The sequence below is a fragment of the Thomasclavelia sp. genome, assembly GCF_047249845.1.
Lineage (GTDB): Bacteria > Bacillota_I > Bacilli_A > Erysipelotrichales > Coprobacillaceae > Thomasclavelia.
On the sequence record NZ_JBKTWO010000003.1, the window covers coordinates 79,187 to 100,837 of the forward strand.

Here is a 21,651-nt window from a genome sequence, read left to right on the forward strand (position 1 = left end):
ATGAAAATAAGTGAATTTGATTTTAATCTACCAGAAGAATTAATTGCTCAAACTCCACTAGATAAACGTGATACTTCCCGTTTAATGGTGTTAAATCGTAATAAACAAACTATTGAACATAAGCATTTTTATGATCTTATCGATTATTTAAAACCTGGTGATATTCTAGTTAGAAATAATACTAAGGTAATTCCAGCTCGTCTATTTGGAATCAAAGAAGAGACTAATGGACATGTTGAAGTATTATTATTGAAAGATCAAGGTGATGATAATTGGGAATGTCTTGTTGGTAATGCCCGAATTGTCAAAATTGATACGATTATTAAATTTGGCGATGGACTTTTAAAAGCAAGATGTATTGGAATTAAAGATGAAGGAATTCGCATCTTTAAAATGATCTATGATGGAATATTTTATGAAATCTTAGATCAATTAGGAACTATGCCTTTACCACCTTATATTAAAGAAAAGTTAGATGATCAAAATCGATATCAAACAGTGTATGCTAAAATTGAAGGAAGTGCTGCTGCACCAACTGCTGGTCTTCATTTTACTGATGAAATTATTAATAAGATAAAAGATAAGGGAATTGAGATTCTTGATGTCACTCTACATGTTGGTTTAGGAACATTTAGACCAGTAAAAGTTGATGACGTTCTTAATCATCATATGCATAGTGAATATTATATAATCGAGCCTGATGTTGCTAAAAAGCTGAATGCAGCTAAAACTAATGGTCAGCGGATCATTGCTGTAGGAACAACTTCAACTAGAACACTTGAAGCTAATATGAAAAAATACGGAAAATTTACTGCTACACATGAAAATACAGATATTTTTATCTATCCTGGATATAAATACGAAGCAATTGACTGTTTAATTACTAATTTTCATTTACCTAAATCTACTTTGTTAATGTTAATTAGCGCTTTTGCTAATAAGGAGTTTATTTTTAAGGCTTACCAAGAAGCTATTGATGAAAAATATCGTTTCTTTAGTTTTGGCGATAGTATGTTTATAATGTAAATCTTAAAGAGATTTACATTTTTTTATTTTTATATGATACAATTAAAAGCAAAGGGGGTGGAAAAATGTTTTCATATCATAAAGAAGATTTTATTATCCGCCAAATCCAAAATGTTGCCAAAACCTTAGCTAAATTATTTTTTGGTACTGAGCAAATCACCTATGTTATCAAAGATGAAAATAATTATACACAAAGTGATCTTATTTATTTAAAAATAATTACTTTAATAAAAGAACAAAAATACTTAGAAGCACAAACTTTATTATTAAATAATATAGATACAAATGATCTTCAATATCTAAAAATAATTCTTTTTTTCTATGATTATCTTGATCATATGAGTGACAAACAACTTATTGAACATCAGCTAAACCGCCATGAAATAACCAATAATTTTATGGATGCAACCAGTAAATATAATTGTTTAATATAATATAGAAAAATAATATATCTTTCCAACAAAATTTTATAAATACTATTTCTTAAAACTTTAAATCATTCTATATGATGCTTTTAAAAAATTATGTTATAATTATTTCATGAAAATAAACTATGATCTAAAATTCAAAGAAGAATTAACTAAAATAAAAAATACTAAACCTCGTCTACTGCTTCATGTTTGCTGTGGACCATGTAGCGGAAATGTAATTAAAGAACTTATTGAAATATTTGAAATTACAATTTACTATTCAAACTCAAATATTTATCCTATTGTTGAATATCAGCGCCGCTATCAAGAACTACTTACTTTTATAAAACAATTTAATCAGGATTACCATCAAAATATTAATGTGATCGAACAAACATATCAGCCTAATAGTTATTTAAAAGATATTTCTAAATTTAAAGAAGAGCCAGAAGGGGGAAAACGTTGTTATCTTTGTTATCAAAAAAGAATGAATGATGCATATAATTATAGTCTAAAACATAATTATGATTATTGGACCACAGTATTAAGCGTTTCGCCACATAAAAATAGTCAATGGATCAATGAAATAGGAGCTAGTTATCCACAACATAAAACCAAGTTTTTATTTAGTGACTTTAAAAAAAACAATGGTTACCTAAAATCCGTTAAATTTGCAGATAGTTACAACCTATATCGTCAAAATTACTGTGGTTGTGTTTATTCATATCAAGAAATGTTAAAACGAAAAAGGGAAATTTAAAATATTTTAAAAACCACACTTGTAATGTGGTTTTTAGTATCTCTTTAACGGTTTAGTTGCAGGACCACTAATCAAGTGACCATAACAATCAAAAATAGACCCATGACATGGACAATTCCATGTTTGATCCTTTTCATTAAATTCTATTACACATTTTAAATGTGGACAATAAGGGGAAAAATAAAAAAATCTTTTTTGACTATCTTTATATATCGCAACAAGTCGACCTTGATATTTAAATACTTTACCTTGATTACATCTTAATTTTAATTCCTTTGTCGCTAGTATACGATTTTTAATCATTCCGTGATAATTATTTTTAACCAACTTCACTATATCATCTTTAGAAGATAAATATTTTCCATATCCTGGACTATATAACGAAGCATATTTACTATCACCAAATATCAGCAAATCATAAATTAGCTTACTTGCAACATGACTCAAAGTCATACCCCATTTGTTATAACCATAAGCAACGAATTCATTATTATTAATTTTCCCGATATATGGGATTTTTCGTAATGGAACGCTATCTTGAGCATACCAATATAAATGATTTTTAGAAAATTTTTGTTTTATTTCCAAAATCCCACTATTATCTATTGGTCGTTTAGAATAATTTGTTGTTATATTTAAATAACTATTATCAATATTTTTTCCCTCTTTATAAATTACATGTTCTTTTTCCTGGAGAATTTTAAAAAAGTATCCTTTTTGTAAATTAGGTGGATAACGTGTCATCCAAATTACTTTTTTTGCACTAATCTTACACCCGTTTATTTTTAAATAAATTTTATTATCTTTATTTTGTTTTTCTTTTACTAAAGAATGTTCATAAATATCAATTTTATTACATTTTTTTAGTAATTCATTAAGATACTTTAAAGGATGAAATACAGCCTGATTATGTAAGCCCATAAATATATATTTACCCTCATTTTTTTCAATAACGTCTAATCCCCATGATTTAAACAATTTAATTTGTTTTTCTATCTTTTCATTATTAAAATTATCTTCGGCTTCAATATAAGCAATATTTTCTTTAAAATCACACTCAATTTGATTTAAATTAACAATTTTTTTTATCTCTTGATATGCCTCATAATTTGAATCAAAATATTCTTTTGCTATACTTTTATTATAAGCTTCAGATATATCAATACAAAGTACATCGTGTAAATAACTAACTTTAGCTGTTGTGTGACCCGTTGTCTTACTTGCAAGAGTATCACTTTCAATTAAAGCAACCTTTAAATTACTATCATTTAACCGATATGCTAAAGTAATCCCACTCATTCCTCCTCCAACAATTACAACATCATAACAATCATCCTGTTTTATACTAGGATAGCTAGGCAACTTTACTGTTTTTTGCCAATATGATTCATTATTCATCTTTTATCACCTTATTAATTATATCCATTAAAATAAAAAAGATACTGAATATTTCAGTATCTAATATGGTTTTAAGTTTTTCATTGAAAAATCAAGAATTGGTGCAGCATAGGTAATTGCTCCCGAAGAAATAAAATCCACTCCTATTTCAGCTATTTCTAATAACCTCTCTTTAGTAACATTACCTGAACATTCACTTTGGGCCTGATCTCCAATTAAAGCAATTGCCTCTTTCATCATCTGATTATTCATATTATCTAACATAATAATGTCTGCTTTTGCTTCTAACGCTTCTTTTACTTGTTCTAAATTTTCTACTTCTACTTCAATTTTACGTACAAACGGTGCATAATCACGAGCCATTTCAATCGCTTTTTTAATACTTCCTGCAGCTCCAATATGATTATCTTTAATTAAAATACCATCTGATAGATTATAACGATGATTTGTTCCACCACCAACTTTAACCGCATATTTTTCAAAAATCCGATTGTTTGGTGTTGTTTTACGAGTATCAAGCAGTTTTGTTTTGAATCCTTTTAAAACTTCTACTGATTCATGAGTATATGTTGCAATCCCACTCATCCTTTGCAAATAATTTAAAGCCACTCTCTCTCCTGACAATAATACTCTAATATCACCAATCACTTCTCCAATATAGTCTCCGTTTTTTACTTCATCACCATCATGATACTTAGTAATAAACTTACAGTTATTATCTAATAATTTAAAAGTTCTTTCAAAAACCTCTAATCCACATATAATTCCCTCTTGTTTACAAATTAAATCAACATGACCCAATTTAGCATTAGGCATAACCGCATTAGTAGTAACATCATCGCTTGTAATATCCTCTTTTAAAGCATTTAAGATATAATCATCAATATTAACTTTAAGATTTACACCATTTATCATAAAACTCACCATCTTTTCTTTTAATTTCATCCATAATTATTTTTTTATTTTCAAGTTCTAGTTTACCTTTATCATATTTACTCACATCAATATATTTAGGATCAAAATCAATATCATTAATAGTCTCCTTTATAACTCCAGCTGCACGTTTTGCAAATACCAAACTTTCTAATAAAGAATTACTCGCTAAACGATTAGCACCATGCACCCCATTACAAGCAGTCTCACCAACGGCATAAAGATTTTCCATTGAAGTTCTACCATATGTATCACTTTTAATTCCTCCCATTAAATAATGTTGGGCAGGAACAACAGGTACTGGTTCCTGATACATATCATACCCCTCCTCAAGACATTGTTTGTAAATATGAGGAAACCTAGTCTGAATTTGTTTATGATCCATATGCATAACTGATAAATAAACATAGGGAGAATGATCTTTATCCATTTCTTTTTTTATTGCATTACTTACTACATCACGTGGTAACAACTCATCCACAAAACGTTTCATATCAAGATTTAATAAATGTGCCCCTTCACCCCGAACTGATTCACTAATCAAGAAACTTCTTCCTGGTTTAGTGGTATATAAGGTCGTTGGATGTATTTGTATATAATTAATATTTTCTAGTGCAATATTATTTTTTAATGCAATAGCAAAACTGTCACCTGTAATATGTCTAAAATTTGTAGAGTGTTCAAATAATCCCCCTATTCCACCTGTCGCTAAAATTACTACTTTAGCATTCATTTGAACAACATCATCATTATTCTCCATTATGATTCCAGTTACTTTATTACCATTATGAATAATATCTAACATTGTTGCTTCTTCTACTAGTGTAACATTATTACATAATTCAATTTGTTTAATTAATTTAGAAGTAATTTCTTTACCAGTAACATCTTGATGATGCAAAATTCTAAATTCCGAATGTGCTCCCTCACGTGTATAAGCTAGATTTCCTTCACTATCACGATCAAACTCAACTCCAAAATCCATTAGATTTTTCATTATTTGTGGCGCTTGTTGAATCATTATTTTAACAGATTCAGGATTATTTTCATTACGTCCTGCTTTTAATGTATCTTGATAAAACGCATCAAAATCATCTGCACTTTTCAATGTACAGATTCCGCCTTGAGCTAAATAAGAATCACTATTTTCTATTTTGCTTTTAGTAATCATTAAGATATTTAAATCACGAGGTAAACAAAGCCCTGCAAATAAACCGGCAGCTCCTGTTCCTACAATGATTACATCAAAATTATTATTCATTATTTTACGCCCTCTTATTTTGCTAACTCATGCATTCTTTCTAATGGTTTCTTTGCTCTTGTAATAAATTCTTGATCTAGTTCTACTTTATTCGTATTATTTTTTAAACAATCACGAATTTTTTCTAGCGTATTTTTTTTCATATTAGGGCAAATCAATTTATCTGATGCAAGATAAAATTTCTTTCCTGGATTTCGTTTTTCCATCTCATGAACTACACCCAATTCTGTTACTACGATAAATTCATCATGTTCTTGATCATTTGTTGCATAATCAATAATTCCTGATGTACTTCCTGCATAATCAGCTAACTCTACACATTCTGGTTTACATTCTGGATGTATCAATACTGGCGCTCCTGGATGAACTTTTTTAGCATCTGATATATCTTGTGCTGTAATTCGATAATGTGTTGGACAATATCCATTACAAAAAACAAAATTTTTGTCTGGAACTAACTGAGCAATATGCTTTCCTAAATTCTGATCAGGAATAAATAGAATATTTTTATTAGGTAAAGCTTCTACGATATTCTTTGCATTTGATGACGTTACACAAACATCAGACATTGTTTTAATCTCAGCAGTTGAGTTAATGTAACAGACAACACACAAATCATCATATTTTTCTTTCATACGAGCAATAAAATATTCGTCTACCATATGTGCCATTGGACAATCAGCATCACTATCAGGCATTAGGACTGTTTTATCAGGACTTAAAAGCTTTGCACTTTCACCCATAAATTCGACCCCTGCAAAAACAATAACATCTTGTGGACAATCTACTGCAATTTTAGATAAATAATAAGAATCTCCTAAATAATCAGCAATATCCTGAATTGCTCCATCTACATAATAATGTGCTAATATAACCGCATTCTTTTCTTTTTTTAACTTTTCAATTTCATCAATAATATTGTTCATTTAACATTCCCCATTTACATAATTTTAAGACTCATATATAAGGTAAAATATCCCATAAATCTCCATCCTTGTCAAGTGAAATAGTTAACAAGACTAAACAGAAAAATCATAAAATATTTCTACATCATCCATTATACCTTATTTCATTACATAATTAAAAGATTCTAATAACAAAAGTAAAATTATCGCTCATCCATTAGCATATTTAATGCTCCTGTTTGAGAATCCATTACAAATCCATGTATTTTGATTCCATTAGGAATAAGAGGATGTTGTTTCAACAAATTAACACTTTCTTTAACTGATGTTTCAACATCATCAAATCCACCGAGCCATTTATCAAAATCAATTCCACAATATACTAAATCATTAATAACCGTTTCACTAACCCCTCGTTTTTTCATTTTTTCTAATAATAATGTAACATCAATATTACCAACTCCACAATCTGTATGACCAATAATCATAACTTCTTCAACATTAAGTTCGTAAATAGCAATTAATAAACTACGTACAGCACTTCCAAAGGGATGTACTATTACGCCTCCTGCGTTTTTTATGATTTTAGCATCACCATTTTTTATTCCTAATGCTGCAGGTAATAATTCGATTAAACGAGTATCCATACATGTTATGATTGCTAATTTACGATCGGGATACTTACTAGTTGTGTATGGTTCATATTTTTTATTTCTAACAAAATTTTGATTATATTTTAAAATTTCCTCTATCATTTTTTCCTCCTAAAAAATCCTTGGTTATAACCAAGGATTATTGCATTGATAATAACGATGCTGCTACTGATTCTAAATTAATCTTAGCACTTTTTATTTCATCAAATTTTACTTGATCACAAGTTTCATAATCAACTTTTTTTGTTAATTTTTTAAAAGATGCTAATTCGTTTTTGATATTTGATTTTAACGTTTTATCAATTTGTTTACTATTTTTTGATAAAGCTGCTTCAATTGAAAGGACCAAATTTTCTACTTCGTTTTTAAAAATCAATCGCTCTTTAGTAACAGCATCTTGCTGTTCAAATTGTTTAGCTTCATTAATTGCCCTTTCAATATCAATATCTGACATATTTGATGTATTTTCAATAGTAATACTTTGCATATTCCCACTAGCTAGATCTTTAGCTGATACATTAACGATTCCATTTGCATCAATATCAAATGTTACTTCTATTTGTGGTACTCCACGCATTGCTCTTTTAATCTTTTTTAACTTAAATTTACCTAAACTTTTATTATCCTTAGCAAGAGGTCTTTCGCCTTGTAAAACATTAATTTCAACTTGAGTTTGAAAATTTGCAGAAGTTGTAAATGTCTGTGAATGACTTGTTGGTATAGTAGTATTACGTTCAATCAAAGGAGTTGCTACACCTCCTACTGTTTCAATCGACAAGGTCAATGGAGTTACATCTAGTAATAATACATCAAAATTTCCTGTCGTACTGACGTCACCAGATAATTTACCACCCTGAATACTTGCCCCCAAAGCAACGCACTCATCAGGATTTAAAGATTTACTAGGTTCTTTACCTGTAATTTCTTTAATTTTATCTTGAACAGCTGGAATTCTTGAAGAACCTCCAACTAATATTATCTTATTTAACTCTTCAGGAGTTAATCTAGCATCATTTAATGCATTTTGCATAGGAATCACAATTCGATCAACCAGGTTTTTAGTTAAATCATTAAATTTAGCTCTCGTTAGTTCTATTTCTAAATTTTTAGGTCCCGTATTTGTATTAGTAATAAATGGTAAGTTGACAATTGTAGTAACCATTGTTGAAAGTTCAATTTTGGCCTTTTCACCAGCCTCATTGATTCTTTGCATAGCAACTTGATCATGAGTTAAATCAATACCTTCGATTCTCTTAAACTCTTCAACTATATACTTTGCAACACAGTCATTGAAATCATCACCACCAAGATGATTATCACCAGAGGTAGAAAGAACTTCAATAACGCCATTTCCAATCTCAATAATAGAAACATCAAAAGTTCCTCCACCTAAATCAAATACCATTACTTTTTGACCATAACTATTTTCTAATCCATAAGCTAACGCTGCAGCAGTAGGTTCATTAATTATTCTTTTAACTTCTAATCCTGCAATTCTTCCAGCATCCTTTGTCGCCTGACGTTGTGCATCATTAAAATAGGCAGGAACAGTAATAACTGCTTCTGTTACTTTTTCTTGCAAATATGCTTCAGCATCAATTTTTAATTTTTGTAATACCATAGCTGATATTTCTTGTGGACTATAAGCTTTACCATTAACTGTCTTACGAAAACCAGTTCCCATCTCACGCTTAATTGATGATATGGTATTACCAGGATTTGTTACCGCTTGACGTTTAGCATTTTCACCAACTAAACGTTTACCATCTGATGTAAAAGCCACTATACTTGGAGTTGTTTTGTTACCTTCTCCATTAGGAATAATTACTGCTTTACCGTTTTCCATATAAGCCATACAACTATTAGTTGTTCCTAAATCAATTCCAATTACTTTACTCATTTATATTTTCTCCTTTTAACAAACTCTACAGCCACAACAGTTTAATAAACAACTACACAACATTATATTGTAACAAAATGACATGTCATTAAATGGTGAACCATATGTCTCTTGTCCTGTTTGATACTGTCTCTGTCCACCTTTTAATTGTTGTAATAATAACAGATATTGCAAATTACCAGGTTCCATTTGAGCTGCAGTTTGAGCATATTCTACTGCAGTTATATTATTACCAATTCCATTTTCAGCAATTGCACTATAATAAAACCACATTCCATTACGGGTTTTGATCTGTGCTAAAATATTAAGTGCTTCCTGGTATCGATGGGCATTAATAAACCCCGCTGCCTCATTAAAAGCCGCCTGATCATTACCAGTGTATTGATAACTATATTGTCCACTTTGTCCTGTTCCAGGATCACCACCATAATTACGATTAGTAAAACCTCTTTTTCGATCATCCATTATTGTTTTATAGGCAGTTTGAACCTCTTTAAATTTTTCTGTATAAGCAGCTTGATTCGGATTGTTTATATTAGCATCGGGATGATATTTTTTACTTAATGTCCGATATGCTTTTTTTACCTCGTCATCACTTGCACTTGAATCTATTCCTAATATTTGATATGGGTTCATTATTTCCTACCTTCCATTCGTTTTTTCTTAATTAATTCATATTTGGTCCACACACCGCTATATAATATATTTCTAATAATTGCAGCATTTTCAATTACTGGCAATCTTTCAAAAGCCATAGTTGCCTCAGATATCATTAATTCTAAAATATCTCTACACCGTTCATCAAACTCTTCCGTTTGATACATTTGTTTTAAAGGATTGTAATTTCCTTTTTTTAAATCATCCTCTATATCCTCATAAGCATCAATAAAATATATAAACTTACCTAAATAAAAACCAAGCTCATACAATTCATCATACCATTCATCATCTTTATATGCACAAATAAGCCCCATGACTTCCCCAAAATACTTCGAGACTTCATCTAAATTATTCAATCCCTGCTTTTCATAATCATTTATTTTATGCAAACATAATTCTATTCTATTTACTTTATCAGGATATTCTTTTTTTACTTTATTATAAGCTTTTTTTATTATTTTCTTATACGTCTGTCGACTAATTTTTCTTTCATCTAACCAATCATCTTCACACTTAAAATATGTTAAGACTATTGTCATTTTAGCTGCATAATCAACACATTTATTATAGCGTTCCTGATGTTTCTTTAACGGATGCATGATACAACGTTCATATTTCAATTCTGTTTCAGGTTCATATAACCCCGTCAACAAAAGAGCTAAAAAATTCATATCAAAATTTAAAGAAACTTGTGCTCTTAATCCAAACTTATCTTTCAATGTTTTACACAAACCACAATAATAAGAATGATAAAGGTCAAATTCTTTAAATTTCATTTCTGGTTTATTTACAATTACATACCCAAACATAATCAGCTTCTCTTTTCAAATTTATTTTTATAACTCGGACATGTTTACCATGTCATCTCAGTTCCCTTATACATCTTACATATAAGCTTCATAATCTATGACATAGTATATTTTTCTATTATTAACTATTCATGAACTTAGCTATTATAACATAATAATTTTAGATTGTATAATCAACCAAAAATCAAATAATTTTCTTTTATTTCATGATACAAAAAAGTAGACTCATAATAAGTCGTTTTGACTTCTTGATGTCTACTTTTATAATAAAACTTCACTAAAATTTATCTAAATATTTTATAATATCAAGCAGCTTATCCACAACTATTTGTGCCTGACTTTGATCAATTCCAAAATTTTTATCTTTTAAAGCTATTACATCTATTCCTGCATTGAAAGCTGCTTGAATTCCTGGTAAAGAATCCTCAATAATAAGTGTTTCATCTTTTGAACTTTGAAGTTTATCAATAGTATATAAATATATTTCAGGATTAGGCTTACTTTGTCTAAAAATTTCACCACTTGTTATTAAATCAAAATAGTGTCTAAGATAAGCTGAACTTATTGCCTGATTAATCAATTGAATACTTGAAGATGAAGCTAATGCAATCTTATAGTGATTATTTTTTAAATATTTAAGTAAAGTGTAGATTCCTGGATTTATTATTGCTTGATAATCTCTTAATAAAGAATCATAATAATTATTTAAAATTCGATCAAACTCTTCTTTAGAAGTTCTGTTTTGCCACCAATTATAAATAATACTTCTAAATTTATGATGATCTACACCGATAACTTTTTTACAATCATTTATCGATATATCTATATGATGTATTTTAAAGAAAGTGATAAGTTCATTGACATACATTGTTTCACTATCAAAAATCACACCATCCATATCAAATACAATAGTTGTCTTTTTCATGATTAATAATTTAAAGCTTTATAATAACGTCTAATATCAATTGGATGACGTCTGCAATGTTCTAAATGTACATTTAAACGCATAAACGCTGATCTCATCACAATTGGAGATAAAATACCTCTAAATTCATCACTAATACCATCTAATTTGAATTTCTTTGTATCAAATACAGTAACTTTAGCACTTACTCTATGAACAAAACTTTCTACTCGATCCATTTCTGGACGTGTTGCATCTTCCCCCTTAATTAAGATAACAGGAATATCCCTTTCAATTACTTCTAATGTTCCATGGAAAAAATTTGCTGCTGAAATCGGTCTTGTACGCATCCATTGCATCTCTTCCATAATACACATACCATAACATACTGCCCAATCTTCTAAGTTTCCAGAAGCTACTAAATATGTTATTGGCTCATCACAATATTTTTCAGCGTAATTTTTCATATCAGCATCAGCATCTTTATAGATTTGTACAACATTTTCCGGCATAGCTTTAATTTCTGTAAATAACTGGTCATACTTATCAAATTGTCCAGCATTTTTTATAAAGCGTAAGACAACTGAATACCAATAATAATATTCTCCACCAAATGTATTTACTAAATAATCAACTTTTTTTGCTAATGGTGATTCTAATACTTCAACATAACCAATAACTCTTGCTCCAACTTCATGAGCCTTATCAATCGCTTGTTCTATTTCTACAGTATTTCCTGACAATGAAGCAATAACAACAATTGATTTTTCATTAAATTTTGCATTTCCTTCATATAAGAAATCAGTTGCATTCTCTAAATAAATTGGTAAATCATATCCTAACTGTTTTGCTGTATGCATAATCTGCCCTGCATATAAAAGAGTTCCTCCAATTCCAAACAGAAAAATATTTGAATACCCTTCTTGACAAACCTGATCTACAATTTTTTCTACCTCAGGAATTAAATTAACTCCATTTTGGTGTTCTGTTCTTACTCTATTTTCATCAAAATTTAACATCTTTCTTTATCTCCTTTATCTAACAACTTAATATTCCAAATTGAGCACAAATAATGCCAATAATTGCTGTTGCAACAATCAAAATAATAACATTCACTTTTTTATTTAATAAATAATAATATATTCCCATAACTCCTAAAGATAATAACCCTGGCATAATTCCATCTAAAATTGCCTGAATCTTTGTAGCAGTATCTCCACTTCCCATTGCTAATGGAGTTGAGATGACAACTAATTCGTTTGTCATACCACCAATAACCATTACTCCTAAAATTCCTGCTGCCAGCATAAATTTTTGCATTAACCCTGATTTTTGAATTTTTTCTAAATATGTTGCTCCTAATTCATATCCTTTTATAGCACAAACATATCTTAAAATAAATGCTGGTACATTGAAAATCAGCAAGAATAAGATTGGTCCTAAAATATTCCCTTGAACCGCTAACGAAGTACCAATTCCTACTGCAAGAACTCTTAAAGTTCCAAGTAGTAATGAATCTCCAATCCCACTTAAAGGACCCATCAAAGCTGCTTTTACAGCATTGATTGAAGATGAATCAAAGTCATCTTGAGTTGCATTCATTTCTTCCATTGCAACTGTAATTCCACCAATAAATGGAGTTACGTGAGCAGTACAGTTAAAAAACTCCATGTGTCTTTGCATTGCTTCTGATAATCCTTTAGGATCATTTTTATATATTTTCTTTAGTAATGGACCAATCATAAAAGCAAATCCCATATGCATTTGTCTTTCATAATGCCATGAAAATTCCATTGGTAGTGAGCGCCAAAACATTTTTCTTAAATCTTTTTTTGTGATTTGATTATCTGTTTTTTTAGAAGTCATCATCGTCATCCTCCTGTTCTATTACAGTTTCCTGATTTGAAAAATCAATTGTTGTAAAAATAATAATTAATCCTAAAATTGCAATACCTACAACTGGAATTTTAAAATATGCTGATAAAACAAATCCCAAGAAAAAGAACGGAACTATTTTTTTATTCATAATCATTTGTGCTAACATCGCAAATCCAATCGCTGGCAACATTCCTGTTGCAATCGTTAAACCATCTGTAATCACTTCAGGGATAGCTTCAACAAATACCTTCATCTGTGCACTTCCTAAAGAAAAACCTAAAAAAGTAATCAAACCCAAGATAAAACAAGTTAAAAATCCAGTCCCCATATGAATTATACTAACCATTTTAACGTTTCCTTTAGCAGCATAACTATCTGCCCATTTCGCTAACAAGGGACGAACTAATGAGAAAATAACATTATCAATCGCTACTGCTAATAAAGCAATTGGAAAAGCCATTGTAAATGCAACTTCTGGTCCTTTCCCAGTTGAAATAGCAAAAGCGGTTCCTAAAACGCCCCCTACAATTACATTGGGCGGAATAAATGCACCTACTGAATAAGATCCCAAAAAAGCTAATTCTAATGTTGCTCCAATAGTTATTCCCATTTGCAGATTACCTAATATTAAACCAACTAATGGTCCTAAAACAATTGGTCTTTGAATTAAATTTGTTCCTGTTGCTAAATCACATTTACCAATAAATGCTATACATCCAAGTAAAAATGCTTGTAACATCTTTTATCTTCCCCTTTCTATAAAATATTTTTTGCATCAATTTTTTTATCTGTTGGAACCATCCTAATTTCTACAGAATAATCTTTATCAAGTAGATCCTTAACTAAATCAATTTCTGTTTCTGTTAAATTCACAGCTTTTGAAATATTTTTAGTTTCCGGCGTAGCTTTTGTCCCACCTAAAACAACACTACTAATAACTTCTGTTTCATTCATAAAACGATATGCATCTTTCACACTTTCCACGACAATAAACAATTTATACTTATCTGTTACACCACTATTAATTGCCGCAATTCCATCATCTACAGATTTAATAACCAGCTTTACTCCCTGGGGTTTTGCCATCTTTATCGCCATTTTTTTTAAATCATCTTTCATAACTCCATCATTAGCTATTAGTATACAATCAGCACCGAGAGCACTTGTCCAAGAAAATGCTACTTGCCCATGTAACAAACGATGATCAACTCTTAAACACTTAATCATATTTTTTCTCCTTTTAAAAATCTTCTTCTTCAATCTTTTGATTTAATAACTTTTTATTTTCTAGTGTAATTCCTTCTTTTGCACTGTAAATTATTTGTTGAATATCTAACCCTCTAGAATGATTAGCTATTACAAGTTCCAAAACCATACTCATATTCATACCAGATAAAATATCTATATCTTCATCTATACACGTCTGCAAGATAGCATTATAGACACTTCCTCCTTTAACATCACATATGATAATGTAATGATTATCGTCCTGAGTTATTTTTTTCTTGAGGCTTAATGCATAATCATTAGGATTTTCCCCTGGGTATAAGCTATATGTTTCAATGCCATTAGCTAAATCTCCAACGATCATTTGTACTGAGTTTAACATTCCTTTTGAAAGTTCACCATGTGATGCTAAAATGATTTTTGCCATCAGTTTCACTCCCTTCGTTTATTACTAGCAAATTCTGTGCCAAAAATATTTTATCTTAACTAAAAAATAGAATTTTGTTGGACACTTATATCAAGCAAAAAGCATGCCAACATTAGCATGCTAATTATTTTTTACATATTCATAAATATATTCGACTTCTTCATATGGGATTTCTACATTATAAAAATATTCAACTTCTTTCATAACTTGTTTTAAAGCAAGAATAAAATCTTGATGCTCACTAACAAAATCATCACTACTAAAAGAGGTAATTGCCTGTTTTGTAATCAGTCTTTCAATTAAACAACAAATATGTACGTATAAACCAAAACATGTTGCATTTCTAAATCTTTTATTTAGTAACAATTGTAATTCATCGATTGCATGAGAAACATGTTCTAATAATTTATTAGGATTTAGAATCGTTAAATTATTCATAACATTGGATAATGAAAAATTTTTTAAAATATTTTTTTCAAATAGATCTAGTTGTTCTTCTGTTAAATAAGATTTGAAATATTGTCGTAATTTTTCATAACCATTATGAATAATCAAATCCTCAATTGCAATAAATGGTATATCCTCAATATCGGGATTTAATGTTCCAACAACACAAATAATTTCATAATCATTAAAAAAATCATCAGTGTTATGATTTTCTATTAACGATGGATAGTCATATGTCATAACTTTGACTTCAAAACCTTCTGGTAAAGAATCAAAAATGATTGTTTTTAACTTATTTGCAGAACCAATGCCGCTAGCACAACTGCATAAGATGATCGGTTCCTTTTGATGATGCAGTTCTAAATGAATATGATATGGTTCTTGATCATTGATATGTTCAAAAATTTGTGTCATTAACAGTGATTGTTTAATTCCTTGTCCAATTTGTAAAGCTAGTTTTGTATTAACATTATTAATTAAAGCAATATCCGTATTTTTAGTTTGAATCCCATGATAAATCTCTTCTAACGAACCCATATCAACTAATAAATATAATTTATTAATTTTTCCTAGATAAGATAAATATTCGTTAATTTTATGCACAATCATTTGACTATCAACATTTAAAGGCATATCGATAGCATCATATATGTATGTATCCAATAACTTATTTACCGATTCAGCAATCGAACTAGCAGTTGAAAAACCATGAGCAAGAATTATTGCAATTGTTTGATTATTTATATCATGATTAATATATTTATTAATTATAACTGTTAGAATATTAATAACCATAATATCAAAAGCACCATTTAAATTATCTTTAAAATAATCATATGCTTCCTGACTAATAAGATATTCACGATGATAATGTGTTTGTAAGTAATCCGTTAGTCCCTTTACTCTCTTTTCATTATCCTTTATCCAAAGGGCAATTTTACAAGTATTATTATTATACTCCAACAAATAGCATGTCAAAGCAACAACTTCATTATGTGAGATCTTAAAACCATAACGACTAGTAATCATATCTAAGACTTTATTTACTGTTTCTAAAAAATAATTACTTTGCATTATATCTTTTTTATTAAAAACAATTTTTTCAAAATAATCATCAATCAACCGACTAACTTTAGTTAGAAATTTATCATTAAATTCCAAAGAAATTATACTTTCATAAAAATTAATTACTTTATTTTGACTTGATGAAGGAACTAAACTTCTTAATGAAACCATCTGATGGTTTTGCATTAAAAGACTTTCAGGATTAACTGTTTTCATCATTGTTTCTGGTAAATGATAAGCATGAATTTGTAAAATATCATTATTTTGATTAAATAGTGCATTTACACAACTTGATTGAATTATATTTGCCAGCTCTCCAATATTACCTTGAAAATGATAATTTAAAAGTAATTGATAAACATTAGATGAAATTTCAATTTTCTTATGAATTCTTTGTTCTTCTTTATGATACAAAGAATAGATCAACTGTAATTTTTCATTTATTCCCCGTTGTTTTAAAGAAGGAATAGTTAAAATAACAGGAATTCTTCGTAACAGCGTTTTTAATAAAACCTCTTCAGGATTTTCAGTAGTTGCAAAAATAATTCGACAGCTTGATTTATACCACTTATCATTATCTCCAACCATATGATAAATTCCCTGATCCATATATAAAAACAGCTTTTCCTGACATTCTGCTTTCAAACAATGCACCTCATCTAAAAACAAAACGCCCCCATTAGCATGATAAAGTAAACCTAGATTATCTTTATCAGCTCCAGTAAATGCTCCCTTTTTATAACCAAACAAATTAGCTGTTAATAATTCAGGATTATTAGCATATTCTGAACAGTTGACTTGTACAAATTGTTTATCTTTTTCAATCATTTCCTGATTGACCAAAAACTCATAAGTTAATTTAGCCATAAATGATTTACCAGTTCCTGTAGGTCCATAAAACAAAATAGGAAGTCCAACTGGAGGATAAGATACAGTTGCTTTTATTTTTTCAACAAGATTGTTTAAACTATAATTATAGCCTATTAATTTATCAAAATCTTTTTGTTCTATTTCACCATTTAAAAATGTTTTTAATGATTCTAAACTTTTATACTCTATCAAAGAAATAGATTTTTGATATTTTTTTTCTAAATATTGTTTATTTAAAAATAAAATTGGTCTAGAGGTGATTTTTATCACCTTACCTAGTTCATATAAACGATTTAATTCACTAGAAACAATATTACGACTTAATTTTAATTGTTTAGATAAATCTAATGCATTACATTTTTCAAAATCATTTTGATTAATAAGCTGCTGGATATAAATTAATAATTTTTCTTCCATATTTTGCCTCCTCTTTTTTATCTTAATCTACTTTGAAAATCGGTGTCAAGATTAATTTATTTATGTTTGTTTAACTCTTATTTTGGCACAAATTTTGCTAATATATATGTAGAGGTGAAGCTAAATGAAGCAGAAAATGAGTTATCAACAAACTTTAAAACAAACTTTTAAATTAAATCAGAAAATGCTTAATTCCTTAGATTTTTTAAAAGTTGATAATATTGAAATGAATCAAATGATTGATGAAGCATTACAAACAAACCCCTTTTTAGAAACAAAAGCCATGCCTGTTGAACATGATTATAATTACTTAGAAAATATTTCTCTTCAAAAAACTTTACAAGAAGAGCTATATTATCAATTATATGGCTATAAAGAGCCATATGATAAAGAAATTACTTCATATATTATTGAGTCATTAAATGATAAGGGATTTTTAAGCTATTCAAAAGAAACTTATCTTGAAGAATTAAATATCAGTAATGAAATATTTGAAAAAAATTTAGAGATTATTCAATCATTTGAACCAATTGGGGTTGGTGCCCAGGATACAATTGATTCTATTTGTATTCAATTAAAAAAAGCAAACAAAATAAAAGCATATAAATTAATGAAACTATATAAAGATATTATTTTAACTCAAAACTATAATTTGATTGAAAAAAGAACTCGTCTTACAAAAAAAGAAATAGATGAATTATTTAAAGATATTAAACAATGTGACCCTTTTCCTTGTGGTCAATATTCTTCTGTTGAAAATTATATTTATCCTGATATCAATATTACTATTGAAAATAATGAAATCATTATTACACCCATCAATCAGCCTAATCTTATTGTTAATGATAGCCTATATCAAGTTGTTAAAAATGATCAGCAAATGAAAAAGTATTTCCAGGAAGCACATTTTTTAATTGAGAATCTAACTAAAAGAAATAAAACAATTTTAATGATTGCTAATGAATTAGTAGCTATTCAAGAAGGATATTTTAAATATCAAGATGAACTTGTTGCCTGTACCCTTTCTGATTTAGAAGCAAAATGTGGATTTCATAAATCAACAATTTCAAGAACTTTAAATAATAAATATTATTCTTTTCATAATGAGATCTTTCCTCTAAAAAATTTACTTGTTTCCAAAACTAATAGTGGTGATAGCAGTGATTCTATTAAAAAAGCACTTGTTTTACTAATTAGTAATGAAAATAAAAATAAGCCTCTATCCGATGAAGCTTTAGTAAAAAAACTAGAAGAATTAGACTTATATTGTTCAAGAAGAGCTATTACAAAATATCGTCAACAGCTTTCTATTCCTTCATCATCAAAAAGAAAGATAAAAAATTAATCCTAATAAGACTTCTCACAACTACTTCAAAATACACAGGTTTTACTTTCTACAATTAAAAAAAGAGCTATCTAATAATATATTGGTTATTACCACCAATAATATTAAATAATCTCTTTCATTCAAAACCACAAGTTATTTTGCAAACCCAAAATTATGTTCAATTTCTATCTGCCTTAACATAACAATTTATAATTAATTAGACTTATTTCAATTATTATCAGTTTTTATCATCTTGATAATTATACCCTTTATAAATATCAATAACTCATCCATTGATCTATATGTACTGATTATCTATCCATTTAACATCACACATTTCTCAATAGTCTTCACTATCTAAACCATTCGATACTACTTTTTAACAATAAATTGTTTTTATAACATAATAAAAATTGTCTTTTAAAATCATCAAATCTCCCTTTATATACGATATCATTAAAATAAATAATAGTAAAATGATTAATATATTTGAAAATTTATACTTTTTTTAAATTTCTACCGATTGTAAGCCACATAGTAATATAACATGCTCCACCACCAATAAAGTTGCTAATAGCTTCTGCTATAAAAACTCCATTAATGCCTATATAAGCAGGTAATATTATAGTTAATGGGGCGACAATAATCACTTTTCTAAATATTGAAAAGAAAATTGCTTGTTTGGCTTTTCCTAACCCAACCGCTATTGCTTGTCCTACCATCTGAAAGGCCATCATGAAAAAACCAAAAAAATAAAGTCTCAAAGCACTTATACCATTATTTATTATCTCTTGGTTATGTGAGAAGATCTTAATAAATATTTCTGGGAAAATAGTTATTGATAACCAAAGTATCAACATCATTGATAGAGAAGTCAGTGTTACAAATTTAATTCCCTTTAATACTCGATCATATTTTTTAGCACCATAATTATATCCTAGAACTGGTTGACAAGCATTTGCCATTCCTTGTCCTGGAAGTGAGGCTACTTCACGAATTGAATTGATGATTGTCATAATTGCAATATATAAATCCCCACCATATGTTTGTAATGTTGAATTACAAACAATTGTTACAATTGAATTAGTTATTGCCATCATAAATCCTGCTGTACCTAAAGAAAATATTTTTGTCACATATTTTTTCTTTAAAACTATATTTTTTCTTTTTAGTTTAAGAATAGTTTTTTTACCTGTTAAAAAATAGATAGTCCAAAAAGCTGAAATAAATTGAGAAATAACTGTTGCTAAAGCTGCTCCTTTAACACCTAATCCTAAAGTAAAAATAAATATTGGATCTAAGATAATATTTATTATTGCTCCAATCAATACAGTCATCATTCCAATCTTAGCAAAACCCTGACTATTAATAAAACTATTCATCCCTAAACCAATCAATACAAACACTGTTCCTAATAAATATATACTCATATAATCATTAGCATAAGAAATTGTATTTTTACTTGCACCAAATAACCATAGTAGATCCTCTTTAAATAAAAAAACAATAATTGTTAAAATGATACCAAAGATAATTAATAAAATAAATGAATTACCCATTATTTCTTCTGCTTCTTGATTTTTACCTTGCCCTCTAGCAATTGAGCAAAGAGGTGCTCCACCCATACCAAATAAATTTGCAAATGCAATAATAATAGAGATCAGCGGTAGGCATAGTCCTAATCCTCCCATCGCTAATGTAGCTACATCTGGTATTCTGCCAATATAAACCCTATCAATCACATTATATAAAACGTTAATTAGCTGAGCAATGATCATTGGCCCAGCTAAATTTATGATATGTCTTGATATATTTCCACAAGCAAAGTTATTTTTATCAATCTCCATTTTGACCACCCTTTTATTATTTATCCGTTGTTTGAACATTTTTGAGCGTCAATAGCTAAAACTATCATTAAAACATATAATGCATTTTGGGGATTATCTATATTTAAAGTATAAGTATCTGTTAAATTAAAAATTTCTTTATTAATATCTCCAATGACTAAACCATTTTGATCAATTATTTCATAATTCCATTCTAAAAAGTTCCCTGTAATCTGCCAATTATTGCAATCAAGATTAAAGGTCGGCCTAAAAAAACTAAGTTCTTTTTTTATTTGTCCAATACATTGATCATTTATATACATCTTAAACTTTGGAAGTAATGTTAAAACTTCCTCTTTAATAGTTCCTATGTGTAATCCCTGGTTATCATAGATACACAGTTTATGACCCCAACTTAATTCTCCCTTTACTGTGTATACAACATTTCCATATTCATCAAATATATCATAACTATCAAACCATGAAAATAACCTTTGTTTAAATAATAATTTCATCTATTTTCCTCCACTAGATAATAATAACATAAA

Annotated in this window: 21 protein-coding genes; 4 read left to right on the forward strand and 17 right to left on the reverse strand. The window is 28.6% G+C overall.

Annotated elements, in window-relative coordinates; all coding sequences use genetic code 11:
- The 3 genes from queA (at nucleotide 1) to ACLR9T_RS01440 (ending at nucleotide 2,196) form a co-directional block, all read left to right on the forward strand.
- The gene (gene queA, locus ACLR9T_RS01430) at nucleotides 1-1,026 is read left to right on the forward strand and encodes a tRNA preQ1(34) S-adenosylmethionine ribosyltransferase-isomerase QueA (RefSeq protein ID WP_413107750.1); all 1,026 of its coding nucleotides are present in this window, start codon (nucleotides 1-3) and stop codon (nucleotides 1,024-1,026) included.
- 65 nt (nucleotides 1,027-1,091) lie between these two features.
- Nucleotides 1,092-1,460 carry a DUF6483 family protein gene (locus ACLR9T_RS01435; RefSeq protein WP_413107751.1) on the forward strand — a complete coding sequence of 123 codons (369 nt, stop codon included), beginning with the start codon at nucleotides 1,092-1,094 and terminating at the stop codon, nucleotides 1,458-1,460.
- A 106-nt stretch (nucleotides 1,461-1,566) separates the two neighbouring features.
- Complete coding sequence (locus ACLR9T_RS01440; protein WP_413107752.1) at nucleotides 1,567-2,196, forward strand: epoxyqueuosine reductase QueH; 630 nt, start codon at nucleotides 1,567-1,569, stop codon at nucleotides 2,194-2,196.
- Between the two features lie 33 nt (nucleotides 2,197-2,229).
- Here the strand turns inward: ACLR9T_RS01440 and ACLR9T_RS01445 are convergent, their stop codons facing one another.
- From ACLR9T_RS01445 to ACLR9T_RS01515, 15 genes are all read right to left on the reverse strand, one after another.
- Entirely contained in the window at nucleotides 2,230-3,594 is a 1,365-nt protein-coding gene (locus tag ACLR9T_RS01445) for an FAD-dependent oxidoreductase (RefSeq protein WP_413107753.1), read from the reverse strand.
- Nucleotides 3,595-3,654: 60 nt separating this feature from the next.
- On the reverse strand, nucleotides 3,655-4,509 hold the full coding sequence (gene nadC, locus ACLR9T_RS01450; RefSeq protein WP_413107754.1) for a carboxylating nicotinate-nucleotide diphosphorylase: 855 nt from the start codon (nucleotides 4,507-4,509) through the stop codon (nucleotides 3,655-3,657).
- Nucleotides 4,487-5,788 (reverse strand): L-aspartate oxidase, encoded by a 1,302-nt coding sequence (locus ACLR9T_RS01455; protein ID WP_413107755.1) that lies wholly within the window; start codon nucleotides 5,786-5,788, stop codon nucleotides 4,487-4,489. The genes nadC and ACLR9T_RS01455 overlap by 23 nt, the downstream gene beginning before the upstream one ends.
- Nucleotides 5,789-5,802: 14 nt before the next feature.
- The gene (gene nadA, locus ACLR9T_RS01460) at nucleotides 5,803-6,714 is read right to left on the reverse strand and encodes a quinolinate synthase NadA (RefSeq protein ID WP_413107756.1); all 912 of its coding nucleotides are present in this window, start codon (nucleotides 6,712-6,714) and stop codon (nucleotides 5,803-5,805) included.
- 182 nt (nucleotides 6,715-6,896) lie between these two features.
- Complete coding sequence (locus ACLR9T_RS01465) at nucleotides 6,897-7,448, reverse strand: beta-class carbonic anhydrase (protein WP_413107757.1); 552 nt, start codon at nucleotides 7,446-7,448, stop codon at nucleotides 6,897-6,899.
- A 37-nt stretch (nucleotides 7,449-7,485) separates the two neighbouring features.
- Nucleotides 7,486-9,246 carry a molecular chaperone DnaK gene (dnaK, locus tag ACLR9T_RS01470; protein WP_413107758.1) on the reverse strand — a complete coding sequence of 587 codons (1,761 nt, stop codon included), beginning with the start codon at nucleotides 9,244-9,246 and terminating at the stop codon, nucleotides 7,486-7,488.
- 15 nt (nucleotides 9,247-9,261) lie between these two features.
- On the reverse strand, nucleotides 9,262-9,882 hold the full coding sequence (locus ACLR9T_RS01475; protein ID WP_413107759.1) for a J domain-containing protein: 621 nt from the start codon (nucleotides 9,880-9,882) through the stop codon (nucleotides 9,262-9,264).
- Nucleotides 9,882-10,715: a DUF5685 family protein gene (locus tag ACLR9T_RS01480; RefSeq protein ID WP_413107760.1), complete on the reverse strand. Its 834-nt coding sequence runs from the start codon at nucleotides 10,713-10,715 to the stop codon at nucleotides 9,882-9,884. Before ACLR9T_RS01480 ends, ACLR9T_RS01475 begins: the two co-directional genes overlap by 1 nt.
- Nucleotides 10,716-10,992: 277 nt before the next feature.
- The gene (locus ACLR9T_RS01485) at nucleotides 10,993-11,640 is read right to left on the reverse strand and encodes an HAD family hydrolase (protein ID WP_413107761.1); all 648 of its coding nucleotides are present in this window, start codon (nucleotides 11,638-11,640) and stop codon (nucleotides 10,993-10,995) included.
- Between the two features lie 2 nt (nucleotides 11,641-11,642).
- Nucleotides 11,643-12,638, reverse strand: a complete 996-nt coding sequence (locus ACLR9T_RS01490) for an SIS domain-containing protein (protein WP_413107762.1) — start codon at nucleotides 12,636-12,638, stop codon at nucleotides 11,643-11,645.
- 19 nt (nucleotides 12,639-12,657) lie between these two features.
- Nucleotides 12,658-13,488, reverse strand: a complete 831-nt coding sequence (locus ACLR9T_RS01495) for a PTS system mannose/fructose/sorbose family transporter subunit IID (RefSeq protein ID WP_413107763.1) — start codon at nucleotides 13,486-13,488, stop codon at nucleotides 12,658-12,660.
- Nucleotides 13,475-14,236 (reverse strand): PTS mannose/fructose/sorbose/N-acetylgalactosamine transporter subunit IIC, encoded by a 762-nt coding sequence (locus ACLR9T_RS01500; protein WP_413107764.1) that lies wholly within the window; start codon nucleotides 14,234-14,236, stop codon nucleotides 13,475-13,477. The genes ACLR9T_RS01495 and ACLR9T_RS01500 overlap by 14 nt, the downstream gene beginning before the upstream one ends.
- A 17-nt stretch (nucleotides 14,237-14,253) precedes the next feature.
- The gene (locus ACLR9T_RS01505) at nucleotides 14,254-14,724 is read right to left on the reverse strand and encodes a PTS sugar transporter subunit IIB (RefSeq protein ID WP_413107765.1); all 471 of its coding nucleotides are present in this window, start codon (nucleotides 14,722-14,724) and stop codon (nucleotides 14,254-14,256) included.
- A 13-nt stretch (nucleotides 14,725-14,737) separates the two neighbouring features.
- Nucleotides 14,738-15,151, reverse strand: coding sequence for a PTS sugar transporter subunit IIA (locus ACLR9T_RS01510; RefSeq protein ID WP_413107766.1), 414 nt, complete (start codon nucleotides 15,149-15,151; stop codon nucleotides 14,738-14,740).
- 120 nt (nucleotides 15,152-15,271) lie between these two features.
- The gene (locus ACLR9T_RS01515) at nucleotides 15,272-17,950 is read right to left on the reverse strand and encodes a sigma 54-interacting transcriptional regulator (protein WP_413107767.1); all 2,679 of its coding nucleotides are present in this window, start codon (nucleotides 17,948-17,950) and stop codon (nucleotides 15,272-15,274) included.
- Nucleotides 17,951-18,074: 124 nt separating this feature from the next.
- Between ACLR9T_RS01515 and ACLR9T_RS01520 the strand changes: the two genes are divergently transcribed.
- Nucleotides 18,075-19,295 carry an RNA polymerase subunit sigma-54 gene (locus ACLR9T_RS01520; RefSeq protein ID WP_413107768.1) on the forward strand — a complete coding sequence of 407 codons (1,221 nt, stop codon included), beginning with the start codon at nucleotides 18,075-18,077 and terminating at the stop codon, nucleotides 19,293-19,295.
- A gap of 479 nt (nucleotides 19,296-19,774) precedes the next feature.
- On the opposite strand, the gene ACLR9T_RS01525 is transcribed toward ACLR9T_RS01520, so the two are convergent.
- The gene (locus ACLR9T_RS01525; RefSeq protein WP_413107769.1) at nucleotides 19,775-21,124 is read right to left on the reverse strand and encodes an MATE family efflux transporter; all 1,350 of its coding nucleotides are present in this window, start codon (nucleotides 21,122-21,124) and stop codon (nucleotides 19,775-19,777) included.
- Between the two features lie 20 nt (nucleotides 21,125-21,144).
- Nucleotides 21,145-21,618, reverse strand: coding sequence for an LURP-one-related/scramblase family protein (locus tag ACLR9T_RS01530; RefSeq protein ID WP_413107770.1), 474 nt, complete (start codon nucleotides 21,616-21,618; stop codon nucleotides 21,145-21,147).
- Nucleotides 21,619-21,651: the final 33 nt, after the last annotated feature.

Excerpts from the sequence above, each read along its gene's own strand:
- ACLR9T_RS01475 (WP_413107759.1), bottom strand. The coding sequence starts at position 9,882 with ATGAACCCATATCAAATATTAGGAATAGATTCAAGTGCAAGTGATGAC.
- ACLR9T_RS01435 (WP_413107751.1), top strand. The coding sequence starts at position 1,092 with ATGTTTTCATATCATAAAGAAGATTTTATTATCCGCCAAATCCAAAAT.
- ACLR9T_RS01480 (WP_413107760.1), bottom strand. The coding sequence starts at position 10,715 with ATGTTTGGGTATGTAATTGTAAATAAACCAGAAATGAAATTTAAAGAA.
- ACLR9T_RS01440 (WP_413107752.1), top strand. The coding sequence starts at position 1,567 with ATGAAAATAAACTATGATCTAAAATTCAAAGAAGAATTAACTAAAATA.
- ACLR9T_RS01495 (WP_413107763.1), bottom strand. The coding sequence starts at position 13,488 with ATGATGACTTCTAAAAAAACAGATAATCAAATCACAAAAAAAGATTTA.
- ACLR9T_RS01485 (WP_413107761.1), bottom strand. The coding sequence starts at position 11,640 with ATGAAAAAGACAACTATTGTATTTGATATGGATGGTGTGATTTTTGAT.
- ACLR9T_RS01525 (WP_413107769.1), bottom strand. The coding sequence starts at position 21,124 with ATGGAGATTGATAAAAATAACTTTGCTTGTGGAAATATATCAAGACAT.
- ACLR9T_RS01455 (WP_413107755.1), bottom strand. The coding sequence starts at position 5,788 with ATGAATAATAATTTTGATGTAATCATTGTAGGAACAGGAGCTGCCGGT.
- ACLR9T_RS01520 (WP_413107768.1), top strand. The coding sequence starts at position 18,075 with ATGAAGCAGAAAATGAGTTATCAACAAACTTTAAAACAAACTTTTAAA.
- nadA (WP_413107756.1), bottom strand. The coding sequence starts at position 6,714 with ATGAACAATATTATTGATGAAATTGAAAAGTTAAAAAAAGAAAAGAAT.
- dnaK (WP_413107758.1), bottom strand. The coding sequence starts at position 9,246 with ATGAGTAAAGTAATTGGAATTGATTTAGGAACAACTAATAGTTGTATG.
- ACLR9T_RS01515 (WP_413107767.1), bottom strand. The coding sequence starts at position 17,950 with ATGGAAGAAAAATTATTAATTTATATCCAGCAGCTTATTAATCAAAAT.
- ACLR9T_RS01490 (WP_413107762.1), bottom strand. The coding sequence starts at position 12,638 with ATGTTAAATTTTGATGAAAATAGAGTAAGAACAGAACACCAAAATGGA.
- ACLR9T_RS01445 (WP_413107753.1), bottom strand. The coding sequence starts at position 3,594 with ATGAATAATGAATCATATTGGCAAAAAACAGTAAAGTTGCCTAGCTAT.
- ACLR9T_RS01510 (WP_413107766.1), bottom strand. The coding sequence starts at position 15,151 with ATGGCAAAAATCATTTTAGCATCACATGGTGAACTTTCAAAAGGAATG.
- nadC (WP_413107754.1), bottom strand. The coding sequence starts at position 4,509 with ATGATAAATGGTGTAAATCTTAAAGTTAATATTGATGATTATATCTTA.
- queA (WP_413107750.1), top strand. The coding sequence starts at position 1 with ATGAAAATAAGTGAATTTGATTTTAATCTACCAGAAGAATTAATTGCT.
- ACLR9T_RS01465 (WP_413107757.1), bottom strand. The coding sequence starts at position 7,448 with ATGATAGAGGAAATTTTAAAATATAATCAAAATTTTGTTAGAAATAAA.
- ACLR9T_RS01505 (WP_413107765.1), bottom strand. The coding sequence starts at position 14,724 with ATGATTAAGTGTTTAAGAGTTGATCATCGTTTGTTACATGGGCAAGTA.
- ACLR9T_RS01500 (WP_413107764.1), bottom strand. The coding sequence starts at position 14,236 with ATGTTACAAGCATTTTTACTTGGATGTATAGCATTTATTGGTAAATGT.
- ACLR9T_RS01530 (WP_413107770.1), bottom strand. The coding sequence starts at position 21,618 with ATGAAATTATTATTTAAACAAAGGTTATTTTCATGGTTTGATAGTTAT.